This is a genomic window from Paenibacillus nasutitermitis (assembly GCF_014641075.1).
Taxonomy (GTDB): domain Bacteria; phylum Bacillota; class Bacilli; order Paenibacillales; family Paenibacillaceae; genus Paenibacillus_Z; species Paenibacillus_Z nasutitermitis.
In genome coordinates, this window is record NZ_BMHP01000001.1 from 856,465 (window position 1) to 875,192 (window position 18,728).

12 protein-coding genes and 6 pseudogenes are annotated in these 18,728 nt (G+C 41.1%); 12 read left to right on the forward strand and 6 right to left on the reverse strand.

The genetic code is table 11. The features are described from left to right. Positions 1-7 precede the first annotated feature (7 nt). From IEY46_RS03510 to IEY46_RS03535, 6 genes are all read left to right on the forward strand, one after another. On the forward strand, positions 8-865 hold the full coding sequence (locus IEY46_RS03510) for an ABC transporter permease (RefSeq protein WP_188991652.1): 858 nt from the start codon (positions 8-10) through the stop codon (positions 863-865). Beyond that, entirely contained in the window at positions 865-1,740 is an 876-nt protein-coding gene (locus IEY46_RS03515) for a carbohydrate ABC transporter permease (RefSeq protein WP_188989170.1), read from the forward strand. The genes IEY46_RS03510 and IEY46_RS03515 overlap by 1 nt, the downstream gene beginning before the upstream one ends. A gap of 16 nt (positions 1,741-1,756) precedes the next feature. After that, a complete protein-coding gene (locus IEY46_RS03520; protein WP_188989172.1) occupies positions 1,757-2,149 on the forward strand; it encodes a Rieske (2Fe-2S) protein in 393 nt (130 codons plus the stop codon). 80 nt (positions 2,150-2,229) lie between these two features. Further along, a complete protein-coding gene (locus IEY46_RS03525) occupies positions 2,230-3,723 on the forward strand; it encodes a type 2 periplasmic-binding domain-containing protein (protein ID WP_188989174.1) in 1,494 nt (497 codons plus the stop codon). 96 nt (positions 3,724-3,819) lie between these two features. Beyond that, positions 3,820-6,123, forward strand: a complete 2,304-nt coding sequence (locus IEY46_RS03530; protein WP_188989176.1) for a helix-turn-helix domain-containing protein — start codon at positions 3,820-3,822, stop codon at positions 6,121-6,123. 19 nt (positions 6,124-6,142) lie between these two features. Continuing rightward, the gene (locus tag IEY46_RS03535) at positions 6,143-7,603 is read left to right on the forward strand and encodes a glycoside hydrolase family 88 protein (RefSeq protein ID WP_188989178.1); all 1,461 of its coding nucleotides are present in this window, start codon (positions 6,143-6,145) and stop codon (positions 7,601-7,603) included. 111 nt (positions 7,604-7,714) lie between these two features. Here the strand turns inward: IEY46_RS03535 and IEY46_RS03540 are convergent, their stop codons facing one another. Continuing rightward, positions 7,715-8,479 carry an SDR family oxidoreductase gene (locus IEY46_RS03540; RefSeq protein ID WP_188989180.1) on the reverse strand — a complete coding sequence of 255 codons (765 nt, stop codon included), beginning with the start codon at positions 8,477-8,479 and terminating at the stop codon, positions 7,715-7,717. 306 nt (positions 8,480-8,785) lie between these two features. Between IEY46_RS03540 and IEY46_RS03550 the strand changes: the two are divergent. The 3 genes and pseudogenes from IEY46_RS03550 to IEY46_RS36240 form a co-directional block, all read left to right on the forward strand. After that, positions 8,786-9,286 (forward strand): annotated as a pseudogene (locus tag IEY46_RS03550) (IS66 family transposase); the annotation flags it as partial. Further along, positions 9,286-9,822 (forward strand): annotated as a pseudogene (locus IEY46_RS03555) (transposase); the annotation flags it as partial. The pseudogenes IEY46_RS03550 and IEY46_RS03555, both read left to right, overlap by 1 nt. Positions 9,823-9,960: 138 nt before the next feature. After that, on the forward strand, positions 9,961-10,101 hold the full coding sequence (locus IEY46_RS36240; RefSeq protein ID WP_229750042.1) for a hypothetical protein: 141 nt from the start codon (positions 9,961-9,963) through the stop codon (positions 10,099-10,101). 73 nt (positions 10,102-10,174) lie between these two features. Here IEY46_RS36240 and IEY46_RS03565 read toward each other — a convergent pair whose 3' ends face one another. Next, positions 10,175-12,619 (reverse strand): carbohydrate binding domain-containing protein, encoded by a 2,445-nt coding sequence (locus IEY46_RS03565; protein ID WP_188989185.1) that lies wholly within the window; start codon positions 12,617-12,619, stop codon positions 10,175-10,177. Between the two features lie 393 nt (positions 12,620-13,012). On the opposite strand from IEY46_RS03565, the pseudogene IEY46_RS37205 reads away from it, so the two are divergent. Both IEY46_RS37205 and IEY46_RS03575 read left to right on the forward strand, forming a co-directional pair. Further along, positions 13,013-13,156, forward strand: a pseudogene (locus IEY46_RS37205) (transposase); the annotation flags it as partial. A gap of 425 nt (positions 13,157-13,581) precedes the next feature. Continuing rightward, positions 13,582-14,642: pseudogene (locus tag IEY46_RS03575) on the forward strand (IS3 family transposase). A gap of 7 nt (positions 14,643-14,649) precedes the next feature. Here the strand turns inward: IEY46_RS03575 and IEY46_RS36245 are convergent. Next, the gene (locus IEY46_RS36245) at positions 14,650-14,892 is read right to left on the reverse strand and encodes a hypothetical protein (RefSeq protein ID WP_229750043.1); all 243 of its coding nucleotides are present in this window, start codon (positions 14,890-14,892) and stop codon (positions 14,650-14,652) included. A gap of 715 nt (positions 14,893-15,607) precedes the next feature. On the opposite strand from IEY46_RS36245, the pseudogene IEY46_RS37210 reads away from it, so the two are divergent. Next, positions 15,608-15,790: pseudogene (locus tag IEY46_RS37210) on the forward strand (IS256 family transposase); the annotation flags it as partial. A gap of 1,517 nt (positions 15,791-17,307) precedes the next feature. On the opposite strand, the pseudogene IEY46_RS03585 reads toward IEY46_RS37210, so the two are convergent. From IEY46_RS03585 to IEY46_RS03595, 3 genes and pseudogenes are all read right to left on the reverse strand, one after another. Further along, positions 17,308-17,664, reverse strand: a pseudogene (locus tag IEY46_RS03585) (class I SAM-dependent methyltransferase); the annotation flags it as partial. 15 nt (positions 17,665-17,679) lie between these two features. Continuing rightward, on the reverse strand, positions 17,680-17,907 hold the full coding sequence (locus IEY46_RS03590) for a class I SAM-dependent methyltransferase (RefSeq protein WP_188989190.1): 228 nt from the start codon (positions 17,905-17,907) through the stop codon (positions 17,680-17,682). A gap of 30 nt (positions 17,908-17,937) precedes the next feature. Then, positions 17,938-18,573 (reverse strand): carbon-nitrogen hydrolase family protein, encoded by a 636-nt coding sequence (locus tag IEY46_RS03595; RefSeq protein WP_188989192.1) that lies wholly within the window; start codon positions 18,571-18,573, stop codon positions 17,938-17,940. Positions 18,574-18,728 lie beyond the last annotated feature (155 nt).

Genomic DNA, 18,728 nt, shown 5'->3' on the forward strand with positions numbered 1-18,728 from the left:
CTATTTAATGGCCATTCCTGGTATTTTGTACTTTATCATATTCAAGTATCTCCCTATGGGCGGCGTCATCATTGCATTCCAGGACTTCCATCCATTCTCCGGTTTTTTGGGCAGCAAATGGGTAGGGCTTAAACATTTTGAACGACTTGTTACAGATATGGACTTCTGGATGCTTCTGCGTAATACATTGATGCTGTCTGTATTTCAGCTTGTATTCGCTTTTCCTGCTCCCATTATAATTGCCATTATGCTAAATGAAATTCGAAAAGAGGCGTTTAAACGCTCGATTCAGACCATCATCTATATTCCTCATTTCATGTCTTGGGTTGTCGTAGTTTCTATGTTCTTTATTATCTTTGAATCCGAACGCAGCCTATTGCAAAGTTTATTATCTTCTTATGGCGTTGACAACTTTACGATTATGATGAGTGAGAAGCTATTCAGACCTATGTATATTTTGCAAGTGATCTGGCGGGATACAGGCTGGGGAACGATTATTTACTTAGCTGCATTATCTGCGATTAGTCCAGAGCTGTATGAAGCCGCGCGAATGGATGGCGCAAGCCGAATTCGTCAAATATGGCATGTCACGCTCCCCGGTATACGCAGCACAATTGTCATTCTATTTTTATTAAAGCTGAGTGATATTCTAGAAACCAGCTTTGAACATGTCTATGTGTTAGTTAATTCTTTAAATCGAGAGGTAGCTGAAGTTTTTGATACTTATGTTTATCGAGTCGGTATTGAAAGCGGTCAACTAAGCTATGCTACTTCCGTTGGTTTATTTAAAGGCCTCATAGGCTTGCTGCTTGTTGTGATGGCGAATCGGATAGCCAAAAAATTAGGTGAGGAGGGACTGTATTAATGAAGGAAAAATCATTTGGGAAATATACCTTCGATATCGTTAATATTAGCCTGCTTACTATATTTGCACTGATTACCATTATTCCATTCATTCATATTATCTCCAGCTCCTTCGCTTCAGTCGAAGAGTATAACTCGAGAAGCTTCTTGTTAATTCCAACAGACTTCTCGCTATCTGCCTATAGATACATTTTTTCAACGAATGCTCTGCCTGCGAGTCTATGGATAACAATAAAAATCACGGTTATAGGTACATTGTTCAGTTTGTTAATGACGACGTTGCTTGGTTATCCGCTGTCTCGACGCAGATTTCATTTTAAGCGAACGATCATGTTTTTAATTGTTTTTACGATGATCTTCTCGGGCGGGATGATTCCAGATTACTTGATCGTTAAAGAGTTGGGATTGTTGAATAATTTCGCTTCACTTATTATTCCGAGAGCTATAATCGCTTTTTACTTAATCATACTGATTAACTTTTTTAGAGGGATTCCCGAAGAGATTGAAGAATCCGCTAAGATAGATGGTTGTGGAGATTTAACATTGCTGTTCCGTATTATGTTGCCTTTAGCGTTACCAGCAATCGCTACTTTAACTTTGTTTTATGCGGTATTTCAGTGGAACACGTATCTTCACGCTATTTTATATATCAATGATACCGAAAAATGGCCCATACAAGTATTGCTGCGCCAAATTGTAATGGTTTCTCAAGCTGGCTTTGTTGAACAGGGTTCCGTTGACGGTGAATCGTCTATTCCCCCTGAAACCGTCAAAATGGCGGTCATTACAGTAGCAACTTTACCTATACTTTGTGTCTATCCTTTCCTGCAAAAATACTTTGCTAAAGGTGCATTAATTGGTTCTGTTAAAGGCTAATGAAGGGAGAATTGAAATGCAGAAATATTTAGTGGCATCGAAAGAGGAAGTGGTTGAGGGCAAATGCAAAATCGTGAAAGTGAAAAACACGGAGTTTGGACTTTATCGTGTGAATGGGCAATATTATGCCTGGAAAAATGCCTGCCCCCATTTCGGTGCACCCGTTTGTAGAGGGGTTATTACCGGCACAAGGCTTCCTTCTCTTGTTTATGAATATGAATATGGACGAGAGAATGAGATTGTACGCTGCCCTTGGCACGGATGGGAATTTGATCTAATGACCGGCGAACATCTTGTAGATCCCAATACGAAGCTATTTAAAGGAAAACTTGATCATAACACCGAAGATGAGGGCTTGGAAAAAGGCGAGCTCGAAGAAGATGATAAGGATCTGTATATTTGGCTGTAGGTTCCCGATTGGTTTGTAGCATCGCCAGCTTCTTCTACATTGGCGAGCTGGAAATAGATAATGATAATGGAGGTCAATACATGAAGAAGAAAAAGTTCTGGTCTACGGTATTAAGTGCTACTTTGGGAGTATCGATTGTTTTGAGTGGCTGCAGTTCAAGCAATAGTGGTACCCCAACAACAGGAACTAGCGGTACTTCTTCTACGGGAACTGGCGGTACGTCATCCGAGGGATCTAAAGAAAAAAACAAAGTATCCATGATGAACGTATTCTTCTCCAACACAGCTCCTTCAGACGATGGTCCAATTGTAACGGAAACGGAAAGAATTACAAATACCGACTTAGACATCACTTATGTACCTTTCAATGTATACGCAGACAAATTAAATGTTACGCTTAGCTCTGGTGAATTACCACAAGCAATTATGGTAGATAATCCATTCATTACAACGGTAATTAACGGAATTGAGTCTGGAATGTTCTGGGACATCACTCCTTATTTGGATGAGTTTCCTAATCTGAAAAAGTATGATCAGCAAATTTTAGATAATCTATCGATTAATGGAGGTTATTATGTTATTCCGAGACCTCGTCCACTCGTTCGTCCGGGAACCATCATTCGTAAGGATTGGCTTGAGAATGTTGGAATGTCAGAGCCAACCACGGCAGATGAATTTTACAACCTCCTAAAAGCATTCAAGGATAAAGATCCTGACAAAAATGGAGTCAATGACACCTACGGTCTCATGTTTTATGAGAACGTTATATCTCCTGAAATCTTCTCATGGTTTGGAGCGCCAAATCAGTGGAAGGTCGATGACAGTGGAAACTTTGTCAAAGACATTGAGACAAAAGAATTCCGCGAAGCATTAGCATTCGTACGGAAGCTCTATGTTGAAGGATTAATCAATAAAAACTTTGCAATTATAGTACGTAATGAAGCACGAAAGGATCTATATAATAGCAGGGTTGGTCTAACTATCGAATCAATTGACGCGGTTGTGCCATTCTATTATTTACAAATGAAAGAAACGAAAAACGTCTATGATATGACAGTAGGTCCACCTGTTAACAATAAGGCCTATGCTGATACTGGAAATTTTGGAGGAGCTTTAATTCCAAAAACAAGCGTGAAAACGGAAGAAGAATTGAAAAAAGTATTAAGCTACTTTAATGCGGTAAATAGTGATGAAGCGAAGGCTGAATTCGTTAGAATTGTAAAAGAAAATGCATTAAAGCCAGCCGAAGAGCAATTCAATCTTGATGACTTGAAAAATCTAATTACGACAGATGCCGTTATGTATCCTATTAGTGAAACAGATACGGATAAAATGCTAAATGAGCGCATGGTTGAGTATGCTGCAGTTGGTGTTTCCAATCCATCAAATGGATTAATCTCACCGACACAAATCGAAAAAGATGAGCAGCTGAAAACAATTATTTCGGATGCAAAAACAAAATATGTGATGGGCGAAATTGATGATGCTGGCTTTGACGCTGCTGTAGAGATGTGGAAAAAAGCAGGTGGTTCGAAAGTGGCTAAAGAATTTTCTGAGCTTTATAAAAATAAATAGATAAATAGCCAAGCAGGGGATTCTATCGGGAGATATGATCCTCTTCTTGGACGCTTTTTATCTATGGTATGATAGTGAAAAAATGGGAGGAACAACATGATAAAGCTTGTGCCGAGAAGCTTTTTTAATAAAATGCTCATCATTAGCTGTCTGATTGGTGTTTTCCCAATTCTATTATTAGGATACCTATCATTCCATAAATCTGCATCCGTATTACAAGAGGAGTTAACCGCAAGCAATAAACTTATTTTGCAGCAAAATAAAGCAAGAGTTGAATCGGTTTTGAAAACAGTCGACACGTTAACAACACAGACGATTATTACTCCCGTTACGACCAATGCGATATCTATGCAAAGCGTATTGGATTTACCATTTGATTACGAGAATCGTGAGGTGTTTGAGAAACTAATCATTAGCTTGGTACAAATTCAAGTGTTTGAGCTGGGTATTACAGATATTAAACTCGTCAGCTACAACGAAGACTGGCTAGTGGATAGCGGTGCCGTATACAAAATGAAAAATCGTGTCCGCGTCGATAAACATGATGATCTATTATCTGAAATTTATCATGAGCTTACACTGGCGAGTGCTACCGGCAAGTCCTCCTACTGGAAGCTGGATTTTGAAGAAAATGGGAAATCCATCATTCAATTAAATAAAAACATACCATTAAATTCAAACCATCCATATGGTTTGATTTCTGTACATATTCCATTAACCGAGCTTAATAAACAGCTATCTGGAGATTCTAGCAGCGACAATACGTTTGTCGTGGATTCAAACGGTCAAGTGGTTTCCAGTCTTATACAGTCAGATGTAGGAAGTCTGGTTACTGAACAAGCGTACTTCAAAGAAATCCAACTTATTGACCAGTTAGAAGGCTATTTTATTGACACAATCGACAATAAAGAGCTGCTCATTCAGTTTAATAAAGCCCAATATAATGACTGGATTTACATATCAGTAACGCCTATTAAAGAACTGATGAATAAATCCAAAAACATCAAATTTTACACCATCATTAGTGTATCGATATTAATTTTACTCGTCATCGCAACTTCATATTTTTTCTCTAATCATATGTCTTCTCCAATTAGAAGGTTGTATCGTTCGATTACGAAACATCAAGGAGAGCCTGATCATAACGAGATCCATTTTATAAGTGATCATCTCAGTGAGCTTACGACCTCAAAGCACCAGTTAAAGGTACAGATGAATCAGCTGTATAAGCAAGCACAGGAATTTTTTGTGATAAAGCTTTTATTAGGACATGTTAATACCAGTACGATTGATGAGCAGTTGGAGAAGCTATACTTGCCTGTGAACTGGGAAACCTGGAGCATTGTATCCTTGCAAATTGATCGACAAGAATTACAGTACTCCGCTCAGGATTATGATTTAATGCTGTTTGCTATTTGCAATATTATCGACGAGACCATTGATAAAGCGTATACATTGCCTCCGGTAATAAACAACCAAATGATTCATCTTATTATGGGTAGTCCGCTTGAAAGCCCTGTTTCGTTAAAAATCTATTCGTATAATGCAATGGTGCAGCTGCAGTATAATATTAAATCTTTCTTAAAGCTTGCTGTAAATATCGGGATTAGCCGTGAGCATCACGACTGGATATATACCTCTTTAGCTTATGATGAAAGCATTCATGCGCTCTATTACCGGGCTCGTCTGGAGGATGAATCTATTTTAAGTATTGAAGAAGTAGAGCCGCATAACTCGGAATTATTCCGTTATCCGAAAGAATTAGAAAATCAGCTCATTGAATCGATTAAGCTATTAGATGAAGAGCATGCGGAAGCAAAATTAGAGGAGCTGCTTAAACATATTTGTTCCTTTGCCAATCATCATAGTGATTATCAGCATGCCATGAATCGATTGTTTAATAACCTTACAGGCATCATCCAGGATGCTGGTGAATCCATAAGCATGGTACTTGAGCAGCATCGTTTGCCTTTGTATATGCTCGAAAGCTCTCATTTGGTAGATGAAACGAAACAGTGGCTAATTGTTCATTTAGTAAAGCCTTTAATCGTATGGAATAGAAAGAAAATTCAAAAGTCAGAAATCAATATTTCGCAATTTGTGACATTAGAGATTATGGAGCGGTACGATCAGGATCTTAGTATTGAATATTTTGCGAGCCAGCTGAATTATCATCCGAGTTATATAAGTCGCGTATTCAAAAAGGATGTTGGAGTTTCATTCTCTGACTATTTATCTAATTATCGAATAGAAAAGGCTAAATATATGCTAAGGCATACAAATATGAAAATAGCTGATATTGCTGAGAAATTAAGATACAGCACGGCTTCTAATTTTAATCGCCAATTTAAAAAGGTTGTTCAGTTAACTCCTAGTCGATATAGGGAGCAAGAGGATTAATTGTTGAGGAGATACAGGTATGAAAAATACAGGAGTACAATTGGCTGCTCACGTATGCAAGGCTGCCAATGAGGTGAGTATTTCAGCTGGCAAGCATATTCCAAGAGGTTGGTCAGCTTCGGTGATTGGGGATGAAGAGAACTCATTAAGCTTAAACTGGGATGATCATGCGCTGCAAGCCATCGAAAGTGAACAGGTAGCCGATTATCGTTTGCGCATTACAAATGCTGTGGATTATCGGGATGAACAGCTCATACTCGTGAAACTAAAGCAAAGCAGTGAGCTCATTGGTACGATTGATGTTCGTTATAGTTATGTGTTTCAATATTTTGAATTCATACTGGATAAAACAACAGCGAAAAAGGTTGTTACGGAGGGATTAGTATTAAGCTGTTCAGGCGAGATGCAGCAACTTTGGATCTTTAATGATCAGAACAAAAGCATTGATCAGCATTTTTTTGTTCCGCATATACTCGTTATGACTGCAGAAACTACTAAAATTGAAGAGGCTATTCATAGCCTGCTGTCTTTTAAATCCATACAGCCGTTTGGCTGGATTGAGGGATGTGTACTCGATGGCATAGACAGTTTTATGTATGGTAATTACTCGGAGAAGGCTAATCAAGCGCTCGATACACATCTTGGTCAATATGTAACAGCCGATGGAGAGCTTGTGTATGAAGATTTGTATGGAAATATAGCAGATGGCTCTTTTACTACCATCGAAGCAACCTTACCCGTAGCGATAATTGCTAAACGCCATCCTCATCACCCATTAATTGAAAAAGCAGCAGCTTTTTTTAAACAAAGAATGCTCAAGTCAGCGCTTATTATCGATCATGATATGGTTTCTGCTGAAGGTTGCTATACAGTCGCCTATCCTTTAGCGGTGATAGCGAAAGTCTCGCAAAATGAATCATTTGCGAAGCAAGCGATTGGGCAAATATTACTTCGCAAAAAATATTTAACGACGGATCAGGATGTCTATTTACGTTATATGCTTGATTCCCAATCCTATACGTTTAAAAATTGGTCGAGAGCATACGGCTGGTATTACTTAGGATTAGTTAAAACCTATTGCACGCTCATGCATTCTGTATATAATCAGTTGCCTGAATTGGATGAGCTGCAACAAGAGATTGTAAGGATGAGTGAACTCGTATTAAAGCGGCAGCAGCCACATGGATTATGGAATGTATTTTTAGATAGGCCGGATACAATTGTTGAAACTTCTGGATCTTCAGCTATTGCAGCAGCAATGGCTATTTCAGTTAAAGAGAAAGTGATAGGTGACAGGTATTTGCAGGAAGCTGAGCAATGTTATCGGAATTTGGTAAAGCATTTAACGAACGATGGCCTATTAAGCGGAGTATCACAGCATAATGCAGGCGGTATGCAGCTGCAGCTAAGCGGCTATCGGGTTTTATCTCAAATGGGTTTAGGTCTATGGGGGCAGCTTCATAGTGCACTGTATGAATAATTAGCTTAATTGGCGACTGATCTTGAAAGCAATTAAAGGCTACCGATCGATTAAGTCGGCAGCCTGTTGTATTATTTTCAGTTAACGATCCCAGTACTTCATCTGATAAACTTACAAATGGGATCCTCCACTAGCATCTATCAATTGGCCGGTTACCCAGCGGCTGTCAGGAGAGGCAAGAAAAGCAGCTATATCCGCCACATCACTTGGCTCTCCCCATCTTCCAAAAATAGAGAAAGCAGCACCGAACTTCCATCCGTCGGGATCTTTCAGCGTTGCAGCTTGCATGTCCGTGGCAACGAATCCAGGTTGGATTGCATTAATCGTAATCCCACGGGGCCCTAATTGATTGCTTAGGGCGAGCGTTAGCGTGTTGATTGCCCCTTTGGTCATGCTGTATGCGGGAATAGCCGGGAGGGATATTCTCGTCGTTGCAGACGAAATATTAATAATACGACCTTCGTCTCGAATACGCGGCAGAGCTTGTTGAGTCAAGAAGAACGGCGCTTTCACGTTGATGGCCATAATCTCATCGAAAGCTTGTTCCGTTGTCTCCTCAATGGATGTTGCTAAGGATATTCCCGCATTGTTTACCAGAATATCGAATCGAGTGTCACCCGTACGTTCCTTCAAAGCTATATCTAGCTTTTCATAAAGATCTTTCACGCCTTGTACAGACCCAAGCACAGAACCTATTGTGAAAGCAGAACCGCCCATCTGCTCAATCTCACGAACCACGGTTTCTGCAGCATCATGGTTCCTTCCATAATGCACGGCTACTAAAAGTCCATCCTGAGCGAAGCGTTGTGCAATGGCTCGCCCTATTCCTCTACTTGCTCCTGTTACTAATGCAATTTTGCCTTTTAACTTGCTCATTTCCCCATCCCCTAACATTATTTAGAATACCTTTTGCACTTTATTTATATCATTAAGTGACTTTTGAAATGTTGCTCTCTCATTCGAAGGACTCATTAATCATTTAGTTTGGAGATATCGATTTTTTTGTCTCTCCTCTCCACACATGTGGAGTGTACAGTGTTACTTAAATGGAAAGGGGCTTTCGATTAAGCCCCTTGCAATAATTCACCCATTCCCTTAGGGTGGGCGATGTTGTAATGAATCTTGATAGAGCCATCTTGATGGACTTCTATCTTTTGAATGACCTGATGAAGTAACTGTTTTAGGAAAAAGCGCGGCGCCCGGCAGGAGCAACTGGCGTCTTTGTCGTCGGAAACGATCACCCACCGGTTAGCGGACACAGAAGCGTTCTGTCCGTGCTGCAACGGCACCTTGCACGAGATGAGCAAGGAAGTGCATCGGGAACTGAAAATCATTCCGGCCCAAGTGAGCGTCGTGGAGAACGTGCAGTTCGTCTACGGTTGTCGGTTCTGCGAGCGCAATGACACTCGGGGACCGGTGATCACGGCCTCGATGCCGGCGCAGGCGTTTCCCGGCAGTATCGCCTCGCCCTCGGCGGTTGCGTATGTGATGACGCAAAAATACGTCGACAGCCAGCCGCTTTACCGGCAGGAGCAACAGTTTCAGCGTTTGGGAATCAACCTTTCCCGGCAGACGTTGGCGAACTGGATGATTGCGGGGGCAGAGCGGTGGATCGGGGCGCTATACGGACATTTGCATACGCGTCTGCTGGAGCAAGACATCGCGTATGCGGATGAGACGACCAGTGGCAGACGGTCGTGCTGAAGTTGATTCGTCAAAATTTGAATGAACGGGATAAGAAGCAGGTGCAGCCGAGGCTGCAACAAGCCTACGCAAATAATGGGGAAGGCTTTTATGTGTATGCGCCGAAACAAAAAGGGAATGTGAAAGCCCAACTGGGATTCATAGGCCGCTACATCAGAAGACCGGCGATTGCGGTAAACCGGATCGTGAGCTATGACGGAGAATATGTGGAATTCAGGTACCATGACAAGATAGATGGGCAGGAGAAGACAGAGCGAGTAACCGTGGAAGAATTCATAGCGCGGCTTATTCGGCTGATCCCGGACGCGAATTTTAAGACCATAAGGTATTACGGGGTATATGCCCGTCGAATCAAGGCGCTGTGTAAAAAGCTTGTGAGTGAATGGCAGCAAACCGCACGGAAATGGATCGTACGAGCCAAGCGCATGCTTGGGCGCAGAACATGGAGCGAGCAAGTGAAAGAAAAGACAGGACACGACCCGATGACTTGTCCGAAGTGTCAATGTTATTATGAATAGAAGGGAGAAGTCTGCCTCGAGGGAAGCGCGCCGCTGAGCAAGTTTCTGCGCGACAAGATGGCCGGCAATTACATATGCCTGCAGTGTGAGGAGCAGGAAAAGATCCCGTATGACGCAGTGAGAAGCTTTGACAGGATGGATATCGGGGATCCGATGGCGTCGCCGCAGTTTTCGTGCGGGTTTTGCGGAGGAGCGATGTACCCCGAGTATTACAAAGGCGTGCATGGTTACGAGTACAGGATTGAGGATGTCCGTAAGGGGGACGTCGAAGAATAACTCATCAGCACGAACGCAAAGGACCGTCAGGGCGATCTTCCCTGACGGTTTTTCTTGAAATTATCTTGACTGTCTAGAATGCGTATCTTTTCAGAGTAGAACCGGTGAAATAATATAAATTACCGAACCAGTCCGGGCTCAAACCAATGGCCCCTCCTGAATCAAGAACCGTCATTGACATCGTGGATGGGACGATTCTGAATAATTTCAGTCCCGAGATGGTTCCATAGACATTACCATCTTTGGCACTTATAAGAGTGGCATCTCTTACCATAGTTGCGGTTGCTGTCGGATTGTAGGACACTGTAGGAAACCAGTTGTAATAGTATACAAATGCATTTGTCGTCGGATTGTAAAGGAATAGATATCCTTCTGCCATCATCCATATGTTCCCATCGGGTCCAACTGTTACAGCAGTAATTGCCTTTAACCCTGAAACGGGTAAGCTAATTACCGTTGAGGTTCCATCAGACACTTTGTATTTAAGAAGCTTGGCTTCCGTTTGTGACGGTGCTATCCCCAAGCCCCCCGATACAGAGCTTCCGCCGTAAACATAACCATTCAAGTACGTCAGTGCAATAATACTTTGTTTGTTCACAATGTTCTGATGTACGGTATATTGCGATGTGGCCGGATTGTATATAGTCAGTGCTCCGCCGAGAATGCCGTATTCAGGCGCTGTGCCGATGAAAAGCAATCCGCCCCCGCTTGCCATGCCGAAAGGCCGATCCTGTTGATTCGCCTCAAGGCTAAACATTTGACGAGGATTCGTGCCACTTACCCATGCTGAATTTGGATCATGCTCGTAGATGATGGCCCCCGGATAGCCGCCGAAGTAATTCTTGCCATTCAAGGTCGTCATCCCTTCCGCTTGTTCCACGCCGCGCAAAGTAGGTGTATTCAAGTCGGATCTCAAGGGGGTGTAGATGCCGGTTCCGCCGGTCAGATAACCGCTCGAATATATTTTACCGTCCGCTCCCCCAAGAATGCTCTCAATTCCAGATACCGATTCAGAGACGGATAGAGGGGCGTAGGCAGTATAGCCTGTCTGGATGTCGTATTTGCTTACGCAAAGTATTCCATTGCAATTTCCGATTCCCACCACAGATTTTCCGGGGTAATTCACTTGATCGGTTAATGTAAGAATGCCAAAAGCATAAGGATTCACCCCAAAACCGGAGGATAAGGAAGTGGAGACTTTGCTGGCCATATTATAAGAGTATAATGTTGTGTCTTTTGTATAATAAACTAATCCGTTATCGGCTGGAGATACATAGGTAGAGGTCATAGAAGGGATCACAGCATCTAAAGTAGCGACACCACCCGAGGTTACATTCATTACGACTACGCTGGTGCTCGGACTCATATGTGCGAATACTTTGGTGCCCGAAACATTGAGTCCGTAGATTAAAGATTCGCTGCTATAGGCCGCAGGCAATATATTCACATTAGTGCCTGTTTTATTATCGAATCTCATCAAGCGGGCATTTGTGCCTGTTCCGACATAGGTTATGTCATTTGCAGCATCGTAGGCGACCGCCCGGGAATAAACCGAGCCGGGACTAAAGGGTGTCGGTCCGATTCCTGCAAACCCTGTACCTGGGGTATATTTAAATAGACGTGCGTTAGGGAAAGTTCCCGCATAAACCTTACCACTTAACCCTGGGGTTAAGCCGTAGATAAATGTCTCGCCTGCTAGCGCTTGACCCAAATCAATTACACTTGCAGCTCCGGGAGTATACTGATATAGATGGCCATTCGTATAGGCCCCAACATAAACTTTTCCATCTGTTGCCGTCGTTGCAGCCCATCCGCCTGAGGAGCCCGGCAGCGTAAATGAATTGGCGACAGCTAATGTGTTTGCATTAATCGCAACTAGCCTGGCTTGTGTGGTCCCATCCAAAGCTCCGTCAACTACAGCATAAATCATGTCATTGTTGGCTGAATCCTTGCCGAATGTTGCAGCGTGAATTGAAGCACTGGTCACCTGAGGCCCGAGTGTAGTAAATTCAGCTGTTACAGTCACATCATCCCAATAAGCAGTTCCAACATTAGCATTGTTTGAATATAGCAATACCGCTAAATAGGCTGTTCCCGCAGGCGCTGTCATCCTTGCCTTCAAATAAGTCCATTGATTGGTCGGAGAGCTTTTACTCACATATGTAGATGTAATTAGCGTATGGGAACTATCGTAATACCTAAGATACAAATCCGCTGCGCCGCTAGTAATATATGCCCATGCATAAGTTTCATACGTGGTTCCTGCGGTTGCACTCATAAAGGCGCTCTGGATTCCAAATTGACCGGTATTTAATGTATCCGTAATTTTAATGCTCTTAGCCCCAGAATGTTGTTGTGCTGTGGAAGCCGTAATCCCGCCTGTACCAAAATTTTGCGTCCAAGAGGTCAGATTTGACTCGAAACTGTAGTTAGGGATTAACATATCCGCAGCATTTGCCTGAATAATTGGAATAAAGGAAAGCAGTAACAGAATGACGGCTAAAATTTTTTTCTTCATAAAATATTATCCTCCTTGTGGTTTGTAATTTAACAAATTTTTAAAAAGAATAACGTCAGCAAAAAAACTATCACCTCTTTCCTCCAAGCTTATTCTCAATTTCACCTCCCTTCTTATTCGTAAAGGCGACACTCCGGCTTTCAATATTCAATTGATGAATTTCGAAATGCGTCACGTATGTCTTTGATCGCGGCTACATCGACTATTCCGCCTTTGATCGTTACTGCCTTGACGGCATCTGGTTCGTGACACGTTTGAAGAGCAATACGCATATCGAGGCCGCTAGAGGATCTCGGTATCCCTGAAGGCAGCAAGGTCTAGGCCGATTGGCACGTCCGAATCGGCTCACAGCAGAAGAAAATGAAGCATGTACTGCGGATGATCCAGTCGTAAGATTCGGAGGGTAACTTGCTCTTTCTGGTGACCAACCGCTTCGACCTGACGAGTGAAGAAATCAGTGAGATGTACCGCAGACGCTGGGCGATCGAGACGTTTTTCAAGTGGATGAAACAGCATTTACAGAACAAGCATCTCTATGGTACCTTCGTTAACCAGCGTGTGAGTTGCAACAAACTGTGTCCGACCTTGTTTTCCAGTTTCACCAGTATGAGCAAGCAATACGCAATCAGCGCGATCCAGATCTGGTTGGTTACGGCTTGTTCGCCGCTAAGAATTTTTACGAAAGAGAGGTTCAAATCACTGATAAAGCAGAATTTTATATAGGATTGGATTTTTGGAATGTATTCAATTTATATTTAATTGTTAAATTCCTTATGGTTTCCATTTTTTTAGTAAGTTCAAAATAAATGTTTAGGTAACTATCAATGTTTTTAATATAGATAGAATCCCCCAAGTATTTTATACGGTTAACCATAAGTTTAGAATGGATCGTCTACACTAATTTAGACAGAAAAAATAAGGGCTAGTAGAATGAAGGGAACAGATAGGGGAGCGAATCAACGATGCCAAAACCAAGACGTACATTTACAGCCGAGTTTAAGAAGCAGATGGTCCAGCTTTACGAGAGTGGAAAATCAAGAGCGAACATTATCAAGGATTATGATCTGAGTGCTTCTGCATGTGATCGTTGGATTGCACAAAGTCAGAAAACAGGTTCCTTTAAAGAAAAAAATAATCGCACAGAGGAAGAGAATGAACCCCTAGCCTTACGCAAAGAAAATCAGCGTTTGAAAATGGAGAACGATATTTTAAAGCAAGCCGCGCTGATCATGGGACGAAAGTAAATGTGATTCGCAATAATGCACACAAGTACTCGGTATCAGCAATGTGCGAAGTCCTTCAACTACCACGAAGCACCTATTACTACAAGTCTGAGCCCGCCGCTAACGAGGAAGAACAACGGCTAGAGGATGCGGTTCGAGACATCTTCGCAGCTAGTCGAAACAACTATGGGACACGAAAAATCAAGGTGGAATTAGGAAAGCGGGCCCTATTAGCCTCACGCCGCAAGATCGGTCAGATCATGAGCAAACATGGGCTGGTATCTAAGTACACAGTAGCGCAGTACAAGTCTGTTAAAAGCGATTCTAATGAGGCTATCGTAAAGAATGTGCTGCAACGGGAATTTGATCAAGATGAGCCATACGCTGTTGTCATCAGCGATTTGACGTACGAACGGGTAGCCGGTAATTGGCATTAAGTATGCTTGTTTGTCGACCTCTTTAATCGTGAAATTAGGTGCGGCAGCTCGGTGAGGTTGGATCGCATTCAAATGTTTCATATAGATCGTGGCAGAGAATTTGATAACAAGCTCATTTCTGAAGCGTTGACAACGTTTGGCGTTACACGTTCGCTTAGCCGAAAGGGCTGTCCCTACGATAATGCCGTTGCAGAAGCAACCTTTAAAATCTTCAAGACGGAATTCGCTAACCAAGCACATTTTCTCACGGAGGAGCAGCTTGACGTCGAACTCCATGATTATGTCCATTGGTTTAATTACCATCGGATTCACGGAACACTAGATTATCCGACTTCTGTTCAAGCCAGGAGTATGCCCTTATAAAAGTTGTTCAGTTTTGTGTTAACAATCCAGAACGTTCATAAAAGAGATGGTAAGGTCTGATATCGATAACCGCATCAGTTTCATGAACACGTTCTAAATGAAGTAATATATTATTATACACATCTAATCCAAAACACCAATTCTGTGAGGGAGCAGTTTTATTTCTATAACGAGCTGATGAATTTCTAGAACCTAAATAATCCTGTAACTCCTCAATTTTGCAAATCAAATTTATAAAATGAACTGTCATTATACCTCCACAGTTCTATTTCTGATAAATGATGTTCATAGTCAATTTTCAAGGTTTCTTCAATTGCATTTTCAATCTCTTCAACAGTAGCTATCATATAAATATATTGACCTTTTACATAGTCAGCAATTTGAAACGTTTGTCTTAACGAGTCGAAACCATAAATAAAAACCTCATGAAAATATTTGTTTTTTTTGTTATAGCTCAATATTTTTGAGATGTCCAAAACTGCATAAATATAGTAACCATTTCTTAAACTAAGAATTAATAAATCACCGAAAGTAGACATTTCTTTAACTAAAGATTTCGAAATGCTATTCTGCTTAAGAAAACGACAACTATAAGAATGGATTAATCCGTTATTCAGGTAAAAATCTGCAAAAGTTATTTCAGGGTCTGTGTCCATATATATTTGTATGTAATTACTATAAATCCAAGCTAAAGAATCGGGATGTTTTAATATTACGGATTGAATATTTGAATGCCAATTATATACAGAAAAAAATCGGTTTATTCAGCGGGAGACTAACTGATTTCACATTATCTTCTCCTGATATCGACAGTCGGAACACCTCCTTGAATAGAGTAACAATAGCATATATCCAACTAACAATTATGCCAAAAATTTAGTATATCAAGTCAGATCTTATAATTCACGTAGTCTATACTAGCACAGCCCTCGGCCTTTCCACAGGTGGGGGCTATTTGACGCTAACTCATCGAGAGTTACCACTGCCAGCTGCGTAAGGCGGCGAAGGGCAAAACGAATTCCAAGGAATGATTTCTTATTGAAAATGCTTTATCTGGTCATCATGGGCGTGACCCGCAAGTGGACAGATCGCGTACAAAATTGGGGATAATGCTTCTCCAGCTATCCGTCTTCTTCCCAGATAGCATCTCAGATAATTTCTCAGCGTGGAGAAGCGGTAAAAGAGTTTGCACAAAAGATTTGATAGACCCGGTAGTAATCGCTTTTTTTGAAAGTAATCGTGTGTTATCCCGGAGATGCTCAACTGTCGTCACAATTGTAGGCGAATATCGATTGAAGGCTCATTTCGTTCATGAGGACAAGTGATTTTGTACATCCTTAAACAAGAAAAGTGTCCATGTTAATATTGACATTTATACTTATATTTCTTCAGCCAAATCTCTATACTGTCCTTGTCATTAATCTCTAGGTGAATATCTTTTCGCTTACATTGCTCGAACAACTATTCAATCAGTGGGTGAAAGGGGTTCGAAAGAAAGCCCTCATCGTTCTTGTAACAAGAAGAAATTTAAGAGGGTGCAATTTCGATCCACTAAGGTGATGCCGGCTAAAGTCAATGACCGAATTCCAATAGAGGAATTACCTAATGAAGAAGGTGTCACACATATGTCTTCGATTGAGGCTATGTCGATTATCCAGCCTTATTACATGCTATTAATTTATGAAATTTACGAAATGTACAAGCTTACCTTTAAGAGGCTCTTGACCAAATCTTCTTAAAATTCAGTCAATTTTGGATTTAAGGTTTATGCAAGGCTGACGACTGAGGATAAGATTTATAGGGAAAAAACGTGCAAAAAGTGTCAAATATTAAAGAAAAATTCAATTATTATTGATTTTCTCCATCTGTTCATGATATTTTGTGGTGACTATGTAATTTTGGTAAAGGAGGATATTATTGACTTAAGTACATGTGACTATAGGAATAACTTCGGTGATGAATTACGTAGTGATTTTTTAATACAAACAATAAATAAAGACCCAAATAAAAAGGTATATCTTAATCATAAATAAACCTTAATCCGTAAGGTTTCTGAATGATTGCTAGCACCTGTTTGTCAGAGCCCGATTTTAGAATATAATGAACGGTCCTCAACCAAAATGTGCATACAGGCGACGTAACTGCGGATTCAAGGGCTTTAACGGCCAAAAGAAATTTGAAGCTGAGGGGATGTTTCACAAAACGGGCTGAAGCGAGTAGAAGATCCTGACTAACCGGTTGGACCCGCTGACGAAATACCTTCTTCTTCATAGGTTCAAATTCCCCAGAAGGTAGACACTCTAGATCCAGTTCGGATTTTATTCTCACTATGAAACTTTTCACTGGTCGCATGGTCTTTGTAGAGTAAGACGATCTGCTCCTCCGGGCACAGAAGGGATGTCCAGAACAAATTTCAGGAACTAGGTACAGCTGTCCGTTTGGTTATTTGGTAAACGAGCTAGGCCGGCGTCAGGATGTTTCGTAAGGTTTCCCCCTGCATGTACTCCATTAGCAACCAAGACTGAATACCTTGAGGGTATAATTCTAGCTTTTGTACCAGAGTACCACTTACTTGAATTACTTGTATCATTGTCATCAACCTTTGAATCCTCTATTACCTTATCAATAACGAATCCCGTATTAATTAGTTCATTAATGAAGGTGCTTATTTTTGATTGTGCATGACTATTGGAGTCCCCCTCCAAGAATCATGTTTTTCAATTTCCTCATGAACATAAGAACGTCTAAAGCTTAATTGTTCATTCGTGTATTCAACAACACTGTGTACAGGATGTTCCCAGCTAAAGACTAAAATACCGCCCGATTTTAGGCTTATATAGATATTGCTTAGTGTTTTTGGTAAATCTACTGTCCACCCCAGTGCATATATAGAGATGGCTTTATCAAAATAGCTTTCAGGAAGACCGGGAATATTTTCCATCGGTGATTCAATAAAGGTAATTGGAGTATCTAGATTGGAGACAACTTCCTTTGCTGTCTTTATTTGAGTGCTGGATAGATCTACGCCCCATAACTCTCATGCTCCACGTTTAGCGAGATATTCCAAGGTATGAGCGCTTCCACAACCAACCTCTAAAATAACGCTATCTTCGATTTGTCCAAGTAAATGTAATTCTTCCTCTGTTGGCGCATATGTACCGTAGTCAAGAATGTCAAACGAGCCTTCGAAAAACTGATTAGCGACTTTATCCCAGCCACTTTTGTTTATTTGTACATCTCTCTTTGTTTCAGCACTCGCAATCACCTCATAGAACTTATATTTGTGTGCTATTGCTTAGTGGACTTCTTGAGATATAGAGATATTTGTTGATTGTAAATCCAGTATCCTTGGTCGAACGTCATTTTTTGAGATAAAAATCTCTTCTCCATTCTTGCCGAAGCAATATGCAATTGGTATCGACACGCCAGTATCGCCATAGGAGCCATCGGCGTGACTTGTGCCAATAATCATCGTATTATAAGTGATTGCAATTTTTCGAGCTTCATCTATCCACTCTTGAAATTGTTCCTCACTAAACATCCCTACACCAATTGGATGTACAACTAAATCGACGTTCATTTCACTTTCGTTCTTAATTCCTTGGACGATTAATTCGTCACAAAGTATGTGGCCAATTTTCAGACCTTCAACTTCAACAAAAGATGTTGGGCTATATTTGATTCTATCTAGAATAACCGTCCCTGAACGGTCAATAATAATCGCTCTATCCTTTGGTCTATCATTCAATCTTCTATGTCCACCGATAAGTATGGTATTAAATCGTTTTGCCAAATGGCATGCTGATTCAATATTTTCATTCAAATATCCCTCTGGAAATATTACTATATCTGCAGAGTTGTTGTTATGTAATTCATTCTCCAGTTGCTTAATCGTGTGCTCTAGCTTGGGTTGAATAATAAGTATCTTCATCTAATCCCTCCAAAAGTGTTCTGTGGAATACAAAAATCATATCATTTTCTGGAAGAAATAAACAAACGGTAAAAACAAGCGTTCGTATTTTGTTTGATGATAGGATTATAGGCACAGAATGCTTTCAAGGCGTTTTCACAAATAAGGTTCTCTTT